General features: G+C 55.0%; 18 protein-coding genes. 9 read left to right on the top strand and 9 right to left on the bottom strand.

The features are described 5' to 3' along the window. The coding region (locus Q1B46_RS21915) for a DDE-type integrase/transposase/recombinase (protein ID WP_299952000.1) at positions 1-209 on the top strand (209 nt) is incomplete at its 5' end. 56 nt (positions 210-265) lie between these two features. On the opposite strand, the gene Q1B46_RS21910 is transcribed toward Q1B46_RS21915, so the two are convergent. The 8 genes from Q1B46_RS21910 to Q1B46_RS21875 all read right to left on the bottom strand — a co-directional run bounded on the left by Q1B46_RS21910 (position 266) and on the right by Q1B46_RS21875 (position 8,336). Continuing rightward, positions 266-1,249, bottom strand: a complete 984-nt coding sequence (locus Q1B46_RS21910) for a C45 family peptidase (RefSeq protein ID WP_299951998.1) — start codon at positions 1,247-1,249, stop codon at positions 266-268. Positions 1,250-1,257: 8 nt separating this feature from the next. Further along, on the bottom strand, positions 1,258-2,706 hold the full coding sequence (locus Q1B46_RS21905) for a biotin carboxylase (protein ID WP_299951996.1): 1,449 nt from the start codon (positions 2,704-2,706) through the stop codon (positions 1,258-1,260). Between the two features lie 18 nt (positions 2,707-2,724). Beyond that, entirely contained in the window at positions 2,725-5,457 is a 2,733-nt protein-coding gene (locus Q1B46_RS21900) for an aminotransferase class I/II-fold pyridoxal phosphate-dependent enzyme (RefSeq protein WP_299951994.1), read from the bottom strand. Positions 5,458-5,498: 41 nt separating this feature from the next. Then, complete coding sequence (locus Q1B46_RS21895) at positions 5,499-6,467, bottom strand: carbon-nitrogen hydrolase family protein (protein ID WP_299951992.1); 969 nt, start codon at positions 6,465-6,467, stop codon at positions 5,499-5,501. Continuing rightward, the gene (locus Q1B46_RS21890; RefSeq protein ID WP_299951990.1) at positions 6,464-6,601 is read right to left on the bottom strand and encodes a hypothetical protein; all 138 of its coding nucleotides are present in this window, start codon (positions 6,599-6,601) and stop codon (positions 6,464-6,466) included. Before Q1B46_RS21890 ends, Q1B46_RS21895 begins: the two co-directional genes overlap by 4 nt. Continuing rightward, positions 6,598-6,948: a hypothetical protein gene (locus Q1B46_RS21885; RefSeq protein ID WP_299951988.1), complete on the bottom strand. Its 351-nt coding sequence runs from the start codon at positions 6,946-6,948 to the stop codon at positions 6,598-6,600. The genes Q1B46_RS21890 and Q1B46_RS21885 overlap by 4 nt, the downstream gene beginning before the upstream one ends. Then, the gene (locus Q1B46_RS21880) at positions 6,945-7,418 is read right to left on the bottom strand and encodes a VOC family protein (protein WP_299951986.1); all 474 of its coding nucleotides are present in this window, start codon (positions 7,416-7,418) and stop codon (positions 6,945-6,947) included. Before Q1B46_RS21880 ends, Q1B46_RS21885 begins: the two co-directional genes overlap by 4 nt. A gap of 234 nt (positions 7,419-7,652) precedes the next feature. Then, positions 7,653-8,336, bottom strand: a complete 684-nt coding sequence (locus Q1B46_RS21875; RefSeq protein WP_299951984.1) for an IS6 family transposase — start codon at positions 8,334-8,336, stop codon at positions 7,653-7,655. 56 nt (positions 8,337-8,392) lie between these two features. Here Q1B46_RS21875 and Q1B46_RS21870 point away from each other — a divergent pair, with 56 nt between their 5' ends. From Q1B46_RS21870 to Q1B46_RS21860, 3 genes are read left to right on the top strand one after another with little or no spacing between them, the layout of a single operon-like run. Beyond that, positions 8,393-8,599, top strand: a complete 207-nt coding sequence (locus Q1B46_RS21870; protein ID WP_299951982.1) for a hypothetical protein — start codon at positions 8,393-8,395, stop codon at positions 8,597-8,599. A 44-nt stretch (positions 8,600-8,643) separates the two neighbouring features. Continuing rightward, positions 8,644-9,042, top strand: coding sequence for an ABC transporter permease (locus Q1B46_RS21865; protein WP_299951980.1), 399 nt, complete (start codon positions 8,644-8,646; stop codon positions 9,040-9,042). Positions 9,043-9,054: 12 nt separating this feature from the next. Beyond that, positions 9,055-9,954 carry a haloalkane dehalogenase gene (locus Q1B46_RS21860; RefSeq protein WP_299951978.1) on the top strand — a complete coding sequence of 300 codons (900 nt, stop codon included), beginning with the start codon at positions 9,055-9,057 and terminating at the stop codon, positions 9,952-9,954. 223 nt (positions 9,955-10,177) lie between these two features. On the opposite strand, the gene Q1B46_RS21855 is transcribed toward Q1B46_RS21860, so the two are convergent. After that, entirely contained in the window at positions 10,178-11,089 is a 912-nt protein-coding gene (locus Q1B46_RS21855; RefSeq protein ID WP_299951975.1) for a LysR family transcriptional regulator, read from the bottom strand. Positions 11,090-11,201: 112 nt separating this feature from the next. Between Q1B46_RS21855 and Q1B46_RS21850 the strand changes: the two genes are divergently transcribed. The 5 genes from Q1B46_RS21850 to Q1B46_RS21830 all read left to right on the top strand — a co-directional run bounded on the left by Q1B46_RS21850 (position 11,202) and on the right by Q1B46_RS21830 (position 15,764). Continuing rightward, positions 11,202-11,978, top strand: coding sequence for a CmcJ/NvfI family oxidoreductase (locus Q1B46_RS21850; RefSeq protein WP_299951973.1), 777 nt, complete (start codon positions 11,202-11,204; stop codon positions 11,976-11,978). Positions 11,979-11,990: 12 nt separating this feature from the next. Continuing rightward, on the top strand, positions 11,991-12,956 hold the full coding sequence (locus Q1B46_RS21845) for an LLM class oxidoreductase (RefSeq protein ID WP_299951971.1): 966 nt from the start codon (positions 11,991-11,993) through the stop codon (positions 12,954-12,956). 12 nt (positions 12,957-12,968) lie between these two features. Continuing rightward, positions 12,969-13,757, top strand: a complete 789-nt coding sequence (locus tag Q1B46_RS21840; RefSeq protein WP_299951969.1) for an SDR family NAD(P)-dependent oxidoreductase — start codon at positions 12,969-12,971, stop codon at positions 13,755-13,757. A gap of 92 nt (positions 13,758-13,849) precedes the next feature. After that, positions 13,850-14,695, top strand: a complete 846-nt coding sequence (locus Q1B46_RS21835; RefSeq protein WP_299951967.1) for an enoyl-CoA hydratase/isomerase family protein — start codon at positions 13,850-13,852, stop codon at positions 14,693-14,695. A gap of 82 nt (positions 14,696-14,777) precedes the next feature. After that, positions 14,778-15,764: a zinc-dependent alcohol dehydrogenase family protein gene (locus tag Q1B46_RS21830; protein WP_299951965.1), complete on the top strand. Its 987-nt coding sequence runs from the start codon at positions 14,778-14,780 to the stop codon at positions 15,762-15,764. The last annotated feature ends 208 nt before the right edge of the window (positions 15,765-15,972 follow it).

Here is a 15,972-nt window from a genome sequence, read left to right as displayed (position 1 = left end):
CGTCGCGATCATTCATGCCGAATAACAACATCGTCGAACAAGATCACAGGTTTATCAAGCGTCGCCTACGGCACATGTGCGGGTTCGAATCGTTCAGATCCGCTTCGGCTACTCTGGACGGCATTGAGGTCGTCAACATGATCCGAAAGCAGCAATTCCCCAACACTGCGACATTCGGCTTTCGGATGTTTGCAGAGATCGCAGGATAGCTGCGTCTAGTATAACGCTGGTTCTGGTCATTCGAAAAGTTTGCGACACATCCCTCTTACAGTAGTTCCTGTTCAGGTAGCCGAATACTACGTTCACTTTCACTGAAACTGTCGAACGAGAAATTCCAACTTGCGCCTGGCCACAATAGCTCAAGTTGCCTTTTGGCTGGTCGGTAGGCGGCGGTGTAGAGTGTACCGAACCCCGACTTAAAGGCGGTTGAATAAAGCGGAGGACGTAGAAAAGCATCAATGAACCGCTGCTCGCTCTCCGGGTGATGATTGAGGCGGTTCAACAGAAATCTCTCGCGCTCAACAGTCGCGGTAAACCGGGCGTGCTGTGACCATTCGACATGGCCCTGATGGTTCGTGGCTACGGGCAGGTCCGAGATTTGCGGGTGCCGGTCGGGCGCAAGGTAGACCGTGCTGTGGTTGTACTGCGCATCCAGAACGGTGACGTTATAGCTCATGTGGCAGGGGATGCGGCACAGGCAGTCAACCGCCTCTGCCGTGGTCTCGCAGGTTTGCAGGACATAGCGCAGGATCAGCGGAACACCGAACCCGTCACCCACTTCACGTCGCCCACCGAAGGTGAGCGAAACAGTCAGGCCCGTGTCATTGATACCGTCGAGCAGACCCAGAACACCATCGCTCATGCCGATGACACCGCGCCCGTCCCAACGGGTTTTTAGCAGCGCAGCATCAAAGGTTTTGGGGTGATAGTCATAGTTGCGCACCAGAAACGGGGTCTTGCCACGCCAGATCGCCTGACTACAGCCCGACAGATATTTCGGTGGGCAATAGAAGCTGAGAAACCGTGCCTGGCTGTCGCTGCCACCGACAAGTTCAACGATCTCTTCGTAAAGCGGCAGCATCTCGGGCATGTGCTTTTGCAGCGCGCGCAGGCATTCGCGATAGGTGGGGCGGGTCGAATACCCCTCTTTCGCCCACCATTTGCGGTAGGCAGGCCAGTATTCGGCAAACAGCCCGGCCAGCTTGGGACCGGGCTGTTCCTCGTCAATTGAGCGAAAAACAAGCGTCATGGTGCTTTCTACATGATTTTGAACGCGGGGTCTTCCATCGGCTGTGCCGCGGGCAGCGGTTCAGCGGCGTAGGCCGAGGTGATGCCGTGAATCCACTTTTTCGACTTATCCGTTAGCTTGAATCCTTTGGTCATCGACCGCCCGCGTGTCACCAGAATGCCCAGATCAGCGCCTTCATAGCGGTAGTCGCCGACATTCGAAATGCGCAGGAAGAACGCCTCATTGTCACCCACCGCGCGGCGGTGATAGTCGAAGCGGTCAAAGACGACACGGCCATCTTCGAGCATCTTGTAGATACCCGATTGCGGCGCATGGGTGATGCGGTCCACACTGTCATCGGTGTGTTTGATCACCATCTGCGACCAGCTATCGATCATGTCCGGATCGGCCCAGCGGGCATTCAGTTCTTCAACATCCAGCTTGCACGGCTTTTTTGAGAACTCGAGCAGATGGAACAGGAACAGCGGCGCGTCCGCATGGGCAAAGGCCGCGTGATTGGTCATCGAACTGGCACCGGTGATGCGCGGGTTTAACTCACCTAGCCACAGCTCATCGGTTTTCTTGTCGATCAGGAAGTCGAGCTCGAAATATCCGCGATAGCCGGATTTGCGTAGCTCTTCACCAAACTGAAAAGTAAGCTGCCGCGCCTGTTCACGCGCTTTGGGCGCGAAAGCGGTCGAAAAGATCTCGTTTCCGCACCAGCCGCCACGATAGGGCGTAAGTTCCTCAAAGCCCACAAGTTCGGTCATCAGCGGGCCAACGATAGTGCCTTCGGCGGTGGCGCAGGCCTCGATCGCAGCACCTCGGCAATCAATCCGTTTCATGATTTTGATCTCGCCTTCGCCGACGATCTCATGCTCGTGTTTCTTGAAATCTGCCTCGGACTTGATGAAAAATGTGGTGTGGCCGCTGTCACCAAAGGCGGATTGCAGCACAAGATCATGGCCCAACCCGGCCTTGTCGCAGATCTTTTTCAGGTGGTCATAGCTTTTAACCAAGCTCAAGGTATTAGGCACAGACGGCACGCCTGCCTTGTTGCCGATGCGAACCGTTTCGATCTTGTTGTCGCATTTGGTGCGCAACTTGGCCTTGGGGAACCAAAGCTGACCGCCCAGTTCCTTGACCAGCTTCTCGGTCGTCTCATCGAACATCAGGAAGACAAACTTGGGCTTGCCACCGCGCCGCTTGACCAGATCGATGACCTCTTTGTGCTGCAGCAGATAGTTGTTGATGTCTTCGATGGACTGGAACTCATCATGCGGCATTTCAGAAGGCACGAACACGTTCGGATGTCGTCCGTCAAAGCAATCCATGTAGCAGATATAGGTGAAGTTCATCACCCATTCATCCAGCCCCAGCAGGTTGAAGTTGGTTGCAGACACGAAATAAATCGGGTCTTTGTTGGTGTGAAAATATCGGCGAATTTCCGAGATGTTCTTGAGCACCTTCTTTGGCATTTTATCCTCCCTGTCCCGTTAGGGGTTCTTGATTGAATTCAAAGCGTCTTCGGTAAAAATGCGCAGACCCAGATCGGCGCGGAAACCATGGATTTCAGACACGTCCAACTCTTGCATAAATCTTAGAATCTCGGGACTTATGACTTGCCCGGGCACCAATATGGGAAAGCCCGGCGGGTATGGGATGACGAAGGTGGCCGAGACCAGTTCCTCACCCGCCTCCAACCGGTCCAGCATGTCCTTGTCCGGCTCGGCATAGTCGCAGTTATCCTCGTCGTACGACAGGAAGAAGGCGCTGCGAATGTCGCCCGCGTCAGTGCCCGTTTCACAGCGGAAGGCATCGTGGAACCGGCTGAAATCAGGCAGCGGCGGGACGTTTTCGACAAGGTTTTTGACCCGCCTGTCAAAGGCCAGTTTTTCCATCTTGGATGCATCATCCATCAGATCGTCCAGCTCTTTGGCGATCTCGACCAGAACTTCAATCAGATACGCAACGGAACTGCGCGTAGTGCCGATATTGGTCATGAACAACACAGTGTTGCGGGAGGTCTTGTTGATCTGGATGCCGTATTTATCCATCAGGATCTTGGTTTTGAACGTATCACCATCCCAGCCGGTTGCACCCACATGCAGGGTGATACGGGTGGCATCCAACACGAATTCGTCCCGTGACCAGGAGTCCCAGACATCTGCCCAGCCTTGATCGGGGTCGAAATAGCTAGTCATCCCACTTTCACGATATTCCTCGGGAATCATCTCACCCGCAGTTACCAGTTTGAAGTATTTCTTCAGCAGCGGATGGGTGGAGACCGCCCTGCGGATCGCCATGGCGCTTTCCACTTGCCGTTGGACGAACTCGAAGCCCTCAAGCTCAACCTGCCTGCGCCCGACATCGAGAGAGGCGATGATCTGATAATTTGGCGAAGTGGACGTATGCGTCATATAAGCTTCGTGAAACGCCTCTTCGACTGCTCCCTTGAAGCGCTGATCGTTGACGTGGATCATCGATCCCTGACGCAGAGACGTCAGCGTTTTGTGCGTGGATTGTGTGGCGTAAACCCGAACCCGCGCATCGGGCGGCGCGATCAGGCGAGTGTTCAGCCAGACTTCGTCATCGGCGCCTTCCAGCAATGCTTGCTGAGCCTTGTAGGCTTCAGCATGTTCCGATGTCCGGAACTCTTCACGCAGGATATTGGCCGATCGCATCGCCGTGCGCACCCGCGAATTGGGGGCAAATCTTGCATAGGCAAACCAGGCTTCATCCCAAAGGAACACGAGGTCTTTCTTGATCGCCAGACATTCCTGCATAACCCTCTGCACGTTGTAGACGATGCCGTCGAAGGTGCAGTTGGTCAGCAATATCATGCGCACCCGATCCAGCTTACCTTCGGCACGCAGAGCCAGAAGCTTATGCTTGATCTCTCGCGTCGGCACTGCGCCGTACATCGAGAATTCGTGCAGCGGATAGCTATCCATATAGACCACGCTCGCGCCAGCCAGCACCATGCCGTAGTGGTGCGATTTATGGCAGTCGCGGTCGACCAACACGATATCACCTGGCTTTACCAATGCCTGCACAACGATTTTGTTGCACGTCGAAGTTCCGTTTGTTGCAAAAAAAGTCTGTTTTGAACCAAAGGCGCGAGCGGCGGCCTCTTGCGCTTCTTTAATCGGACCTTTGGGTTCCAACAGTGAGTCCAACCCGCCCGAGGTCGCAGATGTTTCCGCCATGAAGATGTTTGAGCCGTAGAACGCACCCATATCCTGAATCCAGTGACTGCGGCTGATCGATTTGCCTCGGCTGATCGGCATCGCATGAAACACGCCCGTGGGCTGCTTTGAATACTCCTTGAGCGCAGTGAAAAACGGCGTCTTGTACCGCCGCTGCACCCCACGCAGGATATTCAGGTGTAGTTCCAGAAAGTCTTCTTGATTGTAGAACACCCGTCGGCACAGACCCAGATCAAGACCCGCGATATCTTCAGCGGATCGGTCGGTGATCAGATACGCATCCAGTTCCGGGCGCAACATGCCGATCCGACGACAGGTTTCGGGCCCGTATTCCGAAGGCATCAGCGCTTCAAGATCTGCTCCTTCGCCATAAAGGCTTATGTAGCGGCCCAAAACGTTGGTTTCGTTCTTGGACTTCAAACCCAGACCGGGGCGGACGATCACGGCCTGTACATTTTGGTTGAACAAAACACCGATCAACGCGTCCTCGACACTGGGCACAACAACAGTTTCATAAATGAACGGGTCTTCGCTGCGGCGCATACGTTGTAGGCTGGTTTGTAAGAACTTTTCCTGCTGCTCGTTGACATTGTCGACGATCATCACCTCGAAGTACGGCCGCCCCAATGCGCGGGCTTCGTGGGTCTGGGTCGACTCGTCCTCGAATTCGTCACCTTCGGTCTCATCCGCGATTAACGGAATCGAGCGGCGGCGGTAGGCACCGGAAGTCAGCGCCCGCGCCACCCGGCGAACCGCGGTAGAGAAATCGGTGAAATTGCAATGCTCAAGCAAACGGCGCAGATAGTCGAAGGCGGACGCGCCGGGAAAGGCAAAATACATTTCGATCGGTGCGAGTGCCTGCAGCAGTTGTTGGGCGCGCATGCGATGTTTTTCGCCACCATCGCGGTAAAGTGATTCAGCCGTTTCCCGTAGCGCACTCCACCTATCAGCCCTCAACTGTGAGGCGCTGTAGTAATCTGAGATGGATGGAAGCTTTTCGCTATCGGAAATGCCGTGCATGAAATTTGTCCTTTCTGCCGATACCGAAAAGCTGCCCGGTATCAGTCTGTGCCAGAGCGCCCTTTATAGAGATACAAATTGTCGGGCTTTATCGCGGTGTTTTCGCTGTATCCCAGCGCCGTCCTCGGGTCGGCTGCAGCGACGCCTGCAACGTCGCCTTTTTGCGGAATGCGTAGTGGCCCCAGCTTGTGCAGATAGGCATCTGCACCGCTGCTGCGATCATAGACCGGGAAATCCGCCTCGCGGTCGCGGAAACTTTTGAGAACTTGGCCCAGACCTTTCAGTCCAACCTCGCGCTGCCGGCGCACCTGATCCAAATCGATCTCGATGGGGAAGATATCCTCTTGCCCGGCCGACTGGTGCAGGACGGTCGCCGAAGGGTCGACCACAAGTGAACGTCCAACGCCACCGGCAGCCAGCCCATTCACGTCGAACACGTAACACTGGAACTGCGCCGCCGTGGCCTTGGCAATCGACAATTCGGCTTCGCGGTCGGTGGTACCGGTTAAAACTGGGTGCAGCAGAACTTCGACCCCTTGCGAGGTCAAGTGGCGGGTAGTTTCGGGGAACCAGATGTCATAGCAGATCGAAAGGCCGAACCGGCCCACATCGGGCACGTCGAAGATGCAGAATTCGGTGCCCGACGCGATGTTCTGCTCATACGGTTTGAACGGGAACATCTTGGAGTATTTCGAGACGATCTCACCCTCGGGGTTTATCACCACGGATGTATTGAAAACCCGGCCATCTTCGCGCTTTTCAAACATCGAGCCGGGGATAAGCCAGATGCCATGGTGGCGCGCGGCATCCTGAAAGCGCGACAGATCGTCATTGGGAAAGGGCTGTGCAAAACGGTCGAGCGGGCCATAAGGCGCCAGCTCGCTGAACAGCGCCATTTGGGTCCAGGGGAACCGGGCCATCATGATGTCGATCCGATGCAGCATGGCGTCGACATTCGACTGCAATGCGCCAACATGCATCTGGATTCCGGTTATCGCAAAAGGGGTCATTTTTTGTATCTTCTCATTTTGTTGCCGATTGCGATCGCCGTTTTGATCCGGCGTTCTTCATCGGAGCATAAAACCGTGTGTTCACGCAAGCCTGCTGCCCTCAGGCCATGGTTATTCAGGAGTTCAACCTTCATAGAGCCGCTTCCTCGATCGCATCTTCGGTCGACGGTTCGACAAAATCGATGTCATTACGCACCCAGAAGAAGCGGAAACCGCAACTGCGCAACCATTTTTCAATCCGGTCCAGGCTGGACCATTCGCGCCGCAGCCCGCGCGTGGATTCAACCAGCGCCCACTGGCCATCGACCAGAAAATACACTGTCCAGGTATGAGGATGCGCCGAGTGGTTGGCAAAGCCCCCGCTGACCACCTCGCGCGCGGTGCGCACGGCGACGGGATAGTCACCGATGCGGTTCTCGGCCTCAAGGATGGCCAGATCGTTTTGACGGATCGTGAAAGTTGGATGCGGGGCGTCGCTCATGCAGCCTCGGACTGTGCGGTGTTGACCAGCGCTTTGCGCCGTTCACTGATCTCCGCTGGTTTGAGGTTTTCGACGCGGGTCGCCAGTGTCCAGACATGGCCGAACGGGTCGGCAATCGTCGCGCAGCGTTCGCCCCAATAGGTTTCGGATGTCTCGGCGATCAGGCTGGCACCATTCTCCAGCGCGGTTGCCAAAGTGGCGTCAGTGTCTTCGACATACATGTGATGCCCAACCGGTGTGACAGTTCCTGGCACCATTGGAACATGCGCGCCCCAACCAGCGGTGACAAACAGCATCGAGTTTCCGATCTTGATCGTCGCAAAGCCCGGCGCTTCATCCGAGTCACAGGACTGAGTCTTGGCGCCAAATGCCTTTTCATAGAATTGCAACGCCGCAGGAACGTCGGCAACGGCAAGTGATGCAGTGCAAGTGCGATAGCCGCGGGGCAAGGTGGCTGGCTTCTTGTTCATATCAGAAATCTCCGAGTAGGCGGGGATTATCCCGTTAAAGCATGCGGGTGAAATCCCACACTATGAACCATACTGTGGAGCAATCCGGCAGACCTTGCAACACTATGGTTCATAATGCTTAGATTTCGCGCTTTTGGCTCTGAAGGTGTAAACACACCATCAGAACCGGTCATCTTCCCCGGTTCTGTCGCAAACTGTTCAGATGGCAGAGCATTAGTGGAATTGGGGAGCAGTTTACCCTGCCAGTTGGGCAAACTGCTGAAACGGACGGAGTCTTGGCGTGAATTGACCTTTGCGGATCATATTGACCAATTCGATGCCGGCCAGGACAGATGCAGCTGAAGTGAAAGATTTGAAACCGAGCATCGGTCGGATCCGACGTTTGATGAACCGATGATCCTTTTCAATGATGTTATTGAGATATTTCCGCCTGACCATCTCGATTGGGATTGGGCAACCAAAGCCCTTTAGCACGTTGTTGATCGCTTTAATACCGGCTGTGTTCGCGCCGATTTTGTCGATAACGATTTTGCGTGGCAGCCCGTTAACTTCGAGCGCGCGGGCAAAAAACTTCGTTGCTGCAGCTTTGTTCCGACGCGTGGGCAGCATGAAATCAAGCGTTTTTCCGAACTTGTCGATGGCGCGATAGAGATATACCCATTCACCCTTCACTTTCACAGATGTTTCATCCATGCGCCATGAACGGTCGGTAGGACGCTTTCTATATCGTGAAGCATCGGCTACGAGACTGGCATATCGGCTCACCCAGCGGTTCAGCGTCGCGTAATCCAGATCAACGCCACGTTCCGCCATGATTTCTTCCAAATCCCGGTATGACACACCGTATCGGAGATAGAAGAAAACAGCGTACAAAATCACCTCTTTCGGAAAATGCGCACTCTTGAATGAGATCGTCACGGTTTGCTCCGGTCTTATCCGAGCGCGCGCTATCAGAACCGCAGTTAGAATGACAGTTGGGAGCAGAGTTTGCGACAAAACCACCAACATCAGCCGTTGACCCCGAGAATCGCCGCACGTTCTGGGAGCAGTTGTTTGATCTGGTCGACCAAGGTGCGACGATGATCGTCTCTACGCATTTCATGGACGAGGCAGAGCGCTGCCACCGGCTTGCAATATTGCAGCATGGGGTCAAAAAGGCGGACTGGTCGCCGCGTCAGTAGATGGACGATTTGCAGGCCGAAGTCGTGGAGGTTGAAGGGCCGGAATGACTTTCGCCATGGTCATCATGATCCCGCTGATCCAACTTTTACTGTTTGGCTATGCGATCAGCACCAATCTACGTTACGTACCCGTTGCTTTGGTGGATCAGTCCAGAACTGAGCTGTCCCGCACTTTGGCCCAAATTGTTCAGGCCACGGAGGTCGTGACAATCACTGAGGAATTGACCACAGCACAGCAGACCGCATTGCGGACATTGGCGTTCACCGAGTCCCGCGTGCGTGCCGCGCTGATAATCCCACCTGATGTCAGCCAGCGGATTGCGCGCAGTCCTTCGGTCGGGCTGGGGCTGCCTAACCCATCGACACAAAAGCGGGTTTCTGAACAACCGCAAACTTTGCAACGGAACCTCTCGACGTGCATGATTACCCGAATGCAATTGTGAGAATGATCGATCATGGATGTCCTGAGAACACCGGATGAGAGGTTTCAAGCTCTGCCCGGCTACAAATTTGATCCGAACTACGTCGAAGACCTCGAAGGCTACGAAGGTCTTCGCGTGCACTACGTGGATCATGGCCCGGATAACGCACCGCGAACATTCCTGTGCTTGCCGGGTCAGCCAACTTGGGCCTATCTTTTTCGACGGATGATACCCGTTTTTACGCAATCTGGTGCGCGTGTCATCGTGCCGGACTGGTTAGGGTTCGGTAGGTCCGACAAACCCGTCAGTGACGTATTGTACAGCTTCAACTTTCATCGCGATATGATGATCGCCCTTATAGTGAAACTGGACCTGAAAAACATCACGCTGGTGGTACAGGACTGGGGCGGCATTCTGGGATTGACCCTGCCAATGGATCTTCAGGATCGGTTTTCCCGTTTAATTGTTATGAATACGGCACTGCCGACCGGAGAGAGCCTTGGGGAAGGTTTCCAAAGCTGGAAAGACTATGTGGCCAGCCGACCGAACCTAGATTGCGGCGCGTTGATGCAGCGGGCTTGTCCACACTTGAGTGAGGCCGAGGCGCTTGCCTTTGAAGCCCCGTTCCCAGATCAACGGTACAAAGCCGGTGTCCGCCGGTTCCCCCAAATGGTGATGATTGAGCCGGGTATGGCCGGTATTGAAACAGCAAAGCGCGCCCAAAAATTCTGGCAAACAGAATGGGCCGGGGAGAGCTTCATGGCAATCGGAGCGAAAGACCCAGTTTTGGGCGTACCTGTGATGAGCAAGCTGCGCAAAGTCATCAGAGGTTGCCCTGAGCCATTGGTTTTAGAAGAGGCTGGGCATTTCGTGCAGGAATGGGGCGATCAGGTCGCAAGTGCAGCACTGAAGCATTTTGGTGACGCTTCATGAATTGAAGCAGTAGAACCGGCCGCAACGTTGCGCTTAAGGTCCGCCTCGGGCTCGAACCGATCATCTGACGGTTTCAGTAGGTCATCGGGTCGGTTCAGACGGCATCAAGGTCAGCCTAGCGGACCAAACCAAACTCTTGTGATTATACAAAGCATGTCTGCTTAGCGCCTTTCCCCGACCTTGGTGTCAGGATGTCTAAAAGCGCGTTTGACCTGTATTGCGCTCACATTTCCCAAGGCGGTTTCACTCCAATTTCTGCGACCAGAAAGTCCATGAACACCCGCACTTTCGGGGACAGTACGTTCGACTTGGGATAAATCAGCCACAAGACATTGTCTTCACTGGCCTCAAAGTTAGGAAGAACCCGTATCAAACGGCCTGATTTTAGTTGGTCATGCACGCTCCAAAGAGCGTTCAAGGAAATACCGGCTCCAGCAAGCGTGGCGCAAACCTGGCTTTGACCGTCATCGATAATCAATTGACCTTTGGCAGATGCGGGATCGAAAATGGCGTTCTCGCCTGCAGGTCCCGTCAGTGGCCGCGGTTGGTGGTTTTGGAAAGCGATCAGGTTGTGGGCTTTTAGTTCATCAGGTGTATTGGGCGTGCCGTGCGTGTCGAGGTAGTGTGGTGCGGCGCAAAGAATACGCTGGTCATCGGCCAGTTTGCGACCCTTGAGGCTGGTGTCGACAAGTGGCGCGTTCCTGAGTGCTAGATCATAACTTCCTTCGATCAGGTCGAACTGAACATCCGACAGTCGCAAGTCGAGCGTAACGTCGAGGTGCTGTTCAAGGAACTTAGGCAAGATTGGCGCGATGTAGAGTTGTGCAAAGCTGCTTGGCGCAGCGAAGCGCAATGTGCCTTTGATGGTTGTTCTCTGCTTGCCTAGAGCAGCAAGTGCGGCCTCTTCCTGCGCGATTATTTCTCGGGCGAAAGGCAGGAAATCGGCACCTTCGACTGACAGCGACACTTTGCGTGTCGTGCGATGTAGCAGTTCAGAACCCAAGCTCTGCTCTAACTTGGCGAGCTTTGCGCTTGAGACGGCCGGGGCCATTCCAAATGCGCGCCCCGCAGCGCTGATGTTCAACATTTCCGCCGCTCTTACAAACAATCGCAAGGCATCTGTATCAAATCCCATTATATAGCTAACCCGAATTATAAATCCATGAATGCGCAGTTTATATGCAATTGGATCGACGTTAAATCCCTCTCATCAATGCAACACAGCATCGCATAGGAAGGACGCGCCGATGACGCAGACAGCCACAGTCAACTACCACCTCCATAAGCCCTATCGGCAAGCTTTTGAGTTAGATGCAGGCGGGATTTTAGGCAACCTGGTTTCCCCCGAATTGGCCGCCACAAGCGTTGTGTTGGCCGATAATCGAGCGACGACCAATACGGTTACATTTGCCTCGGATGCTGTAGAATTCATAGCGCTTAAAACGCAGGTTCGGGATTTTGCCGGCGACGCCTGGAAACCGGTATACGATGCTGAGCTGACAGCGACGCTGTCGGACAGTCTGGGCGCGCGCGAGGTTGTGGTTTTCGACCATACGGTTCGGACCGATGACCCGAGTGCGACGCGCAAACCCGCGCGCAACGTCCACAGTGACTACAGCAAGGACGGAGCCGAACAGCGGCTTGTCGACCTGTTGGGTGCCGAGGTCGCATCGGAATGGGCGCAAGGCCACTTTGCTTTTATTAATGTGTGGCGTCCCGTGGAGCATCCAATTAATTCCGCGCCGCTTGGCTTTGTTCGCCCGTCATCGGTTGACCCGTCTGACTGGATCCTGCTGGATCTGATCTATCCTGACCGCAAAGGGCAAATCATGGGGCTGGTGGGCAACCCCAAGCATGAATGGATCTATCGGTCCAGAATGACACCGGATGAGGTGGCGATCTTCAACATCTATGACAATCAAGGCCTGGCTTCGATTGCGCATAGCGCCCTCGATATGGTTGAGGATCCAAACGTCACCACCAGTCGCAAAAGCATCGAGAGCCGCACTCTGGTGCGCTACTAAAGGGGGCCAGAGATGTTGGATAAGATACAGTCTACTAAGTTTGACCAGATCAACGTAGCCTACAACCGGGTGTTCCGTCCTGGGCAGTTGAGCATTGGCCTTGTGCTGCCGCTCGAAGCATACGCAGTCGGCGCAGAGCCGGCGCTGAGTGGTCATTTGGAAGCGGCTAAGAAGGCAGAGGAACTTGGATTTGCGGCACTTTGGTTGCGCGATGTGCCATTCAATGTTCCTAATTTCGGTGACCCCGGACAGATTTTCGATCCGTTTGTCTATCTGGGTGCGCTGGCAACGGCGACAGACAGGATTGCGCTTGGAACGTCGAGTGTAATCCTTCCAATACGTCACCCTGCACATGTGGCCAAGGCGGCGACGACGGCCGATGTGCTCTCGGGCGGGCGGTTGCTTTTGGGCGTAGCGTCCGGTGACCGGCCCGAGGAGTACCCGGCGATGAACCAGAGCTATGATGATCGCGGGGCACGGTTCCGCGACAGCATTGACTACATCCGGGCGGTCGGGTCGAATTATCCCACGCATGAAAACGCTCAGGGCACATTGTCCGGCGGGATTGACCTTTTGCCAAAGCCGCATGGCACACGTCTGCCGATGCTTATTACCGGCGGTAGCCAGCAATCCCCCGATTGGGTGGCGCAGAACGGCGACGGTTGGATGACCTATCCGCGGAATGCAGCGGCTCAGGGGCAGGTTATCGCGGATTATCGGCAACGTGTTAAGACTGCGGGCCAACCGGATAAGCCCGTCATGCAATCGCTTTATGTCGATGTCGTTTCTGATCCCGCAGCGCCTCCGCGCCCGATCCATCTTGGGTTTCAGTCTGGCTCCGACTTCCTTCGCAGCTATCTGCGCGAGATTGAAACGCTCGGGATCAATCACGTCGCACTGAACCTTAGGTTCAATCACGCACCCATCAACACTACCCTCGAACTTTTGGCGGACACTGTGCTGCCTGACTTTTCCTAAAGGATCAGACCAATGACCAAGACTATTCTCATTACAGGTTCAACCGATGGCATTGGCTTGCTCACGGCGACGAAACTGGCGGCCGACGGACACAACGTTCTCCTCCATGGTCGCAGCCAGCCTAAACTGGAGGCCGCCGCGACCGCAGTCGGCGGGGATGTCGAAACCTATGCCGCTGATCTGAGCGATCTGTCCGCGGTTCGAGAGCTGGCCGAAAGCATACGGGCCAAACATGGCAAACTGGATGTGTTGATCAACAATGCAGGTGTGCTGAAAACCCCGCAAACCGTTCTTGAAAACGGGCAGGACATCCGCTTTGTCGTCAACACCCTCGCGCCATTTCTGCTAACCGAATTGCTGCTGCCGATCATTCCTGCCGACGGGCGTGTTGTGAACTTGTCCTCGGCCGCACAGGCCCCGGTGAACCTCAAGGCCATGCAGGGCAATGTGCCACTTACGGATATGGAGGCCTACGCCCAAAGCAAGTTGGCGATCACCATCTGGACCCGCGAATGGTCCAAATCGCTATCCGATGCGCCTGTCATGGTCGCAGTAAATCCAGGATCGCTTTTGGCCTCAAAGATGGTGAAAGAAGGCTTTGGCTTGACTGGGAACGATATGAACATCGGTGCAGACATTCTGATTGATGCGGCATTGGGTGAGCGGTTCGCTGATGCCTCGGGTGCCTATTTTGACAATGACAGTGGGGCATTCTCAGATCCACACGCAGCAGCACTCGACAAAGGCCACGCTGCCGACGTCATGAACACCATCAAAGAACTGGTTAATCAGACCAACTGATCCGCGCGGCGCTAAAACGCCACGCACTTCTACCTTTAAGACTCCCTTACCCCTCACGCGTGCTGCGTCGAGGCCCAAGAAAGGACTGCCTGATGAAATACGAGAACTTTCAAACCTTTGATGTAGCCGTTGAAAATGGCATCGCCACAGTGACATTCAACTTTGGCTCTGTGAACGTGCAAGGCCAGGAAATGCTGGCTGATCTCAACAGTCTGGCCATGCGCTTAGAGAGAGATCGCGATACCAAGGTCGTGATCTTTCAATCGGCCAATCCGGAAATCTGGGTCTGCCACTACGACACCGAACTGCTCAAGGATATGTCGACAGAAGCGGTATCCCGCGAGAATGCGCAGCTTTTGGATCTACAGTCGGTCTGCGAACGCATCAGCAAGGTGCCGCAAGCTACTATCGCAAAGCTGGAAGGGTTTGCGCGCGGCGGCGGGCACGAGTTGGCACTAGCGCTGGACATGCGCTTTGCCGCGCGAGGCAAGTTCAAGTTCATGCAGATGGAAGTCGGAATGGGCATTTTGCCCTGTGGCGGCGGTGCCTCGCGCATGGCGCGTCAAACCGGTCTTGGCAAAGCGCTTGAGGTCATCCTGAGCGCGCAAGACTATGACGCAGATGATGCCGAGCGTTTGGGCACCATCAACAAGGCGTTGGAGCCGGATGAAATTGGTCCGTACGTGACCTCAATGGCTGAACGGATCGCAAAATTCCCGGCAGAGTCTATCAATGCCTGCAAGCAGATGGTCTACGAATCCATCGACAAACCCATTGATGAAGCGCTGAAAGCCGAAGCCTATTGGCTATATCAGGCCACCAGCAAAACCCCGGCGGTCAAACGGTTCACCATCGCAGATGAGCAAGGCTTGGAACACGACATCGAAAACCAGCGCAGGTGGGGCGATCTGGTGATGCAGGTACAAGACATCAACTGACCTACGCCCCAATACAAGGATCTCGTCAGGTGTGCATTATTGCGAAGTGCCCCTGGCGTGGCGTTACAAAAGGAATACCCCAATGAAAGCAATGGTTCTAAACTCCTACGGACCCGAAGCACCGTTCGAGTTCGCCGACGTGCCTGATCCGGTCGCGACACCTGGACATGTGGTCGTCAAAGTGGCCGCAGCCAGCGTCAATACCGTCGACACTATGATCCGAAACATGGGCGCGGACCTGCCTTTGTCCCCCCAATTGCCCGCCGTGCTTGGCATGGATTTCGCTGGCACGGTCGTTGCGATTGGCGACGGCGTGACAGGATTTGCCATAGGCGATGAGGTGTACGGTTGTGCTGGTGGATTGATGGATCTCCCGGGCGCTTTGGCGGAGTACATTAAAGCAGATGCGCGCCTGATTGCCCACAAACCCAAGACGCTGAGCATGCGGGAAGCCGCAGCGCTGCCTCTCGTCGGCATCACCGCCTATGAGGGGTTGACCCGCGCCGGCGTTGGCGAACAGAAGACCGTGCTGGTGCAAGGCGGTGCCGGTGGCGTTGGTCATGTCGCCGTTCAAATCGCCCACCACCTTGGCGCAACCGTATCCGCAACAGGTCGTGGTGCGGATCAGATGGCCCTGATCGAAGGATTGGGGGCTCGCCCATTGGATTTCACCACGCAAAAAGTCGAGGATTATGTGGCCGAACACACGGATGGCGTGGGCTTCGACATAGTGTTTGATAGCGTAGGTGGGCCGAACATGACAAATTCCTTCGAAGCGGCCAAGTTCAATGGCCATGTCGCCACGACGGTCGCGATGGTCGAGATTGATTTGACACCCGCGCATTTCAAAGGCCTGTCCCTACACGTCATCTTCATGTTGATCCCGATGATGCACGATGTCGGACGGCAAACCCACGGCGACATATTGCGGACACTGACAGATTTGGCGGATGACGGCGCGCTCAAACCTATTGTTGACGAACAGGAGTTCGGGTGGGCCGATGTCAGTGCAGCTTATGCGCACTTAACGAATGGATCTGCGGTCGGAAAAGTCGTAGTGGAGTTGTGATAAGTTTCGGCTGAGATTGGTGCGCGGAAAATGACCTTGCGCACCAACTCAGTTTGAGCTGCGAATTGATTTCACCTATCAGTGCCTAGCTGAGACTTTAGTGCAAATTGCAGCGTAGGTTTCTTTAGGCTTATTTTGTTGAAAAACTCTTCCTTGATCGGTGCATGAACTGCCGCTTCAATTCTTCCAATGGGTGGGAGGATTGAGC

The organism is uncultured Ruegeria sp. (genome assembly GCF_947500045.1).
In the GTDB taxonomy this organism is placed as follows: Bacteria; Pseudomonadota; Alphaproteobacteria; order Rhodobacterales; family Rhodobacteraceae; genus Ruegeria.
Note: the sequence above shows the minus strand (reverse complement) of the source record. Positions and strands in the feature narration are given on the sequence as shown.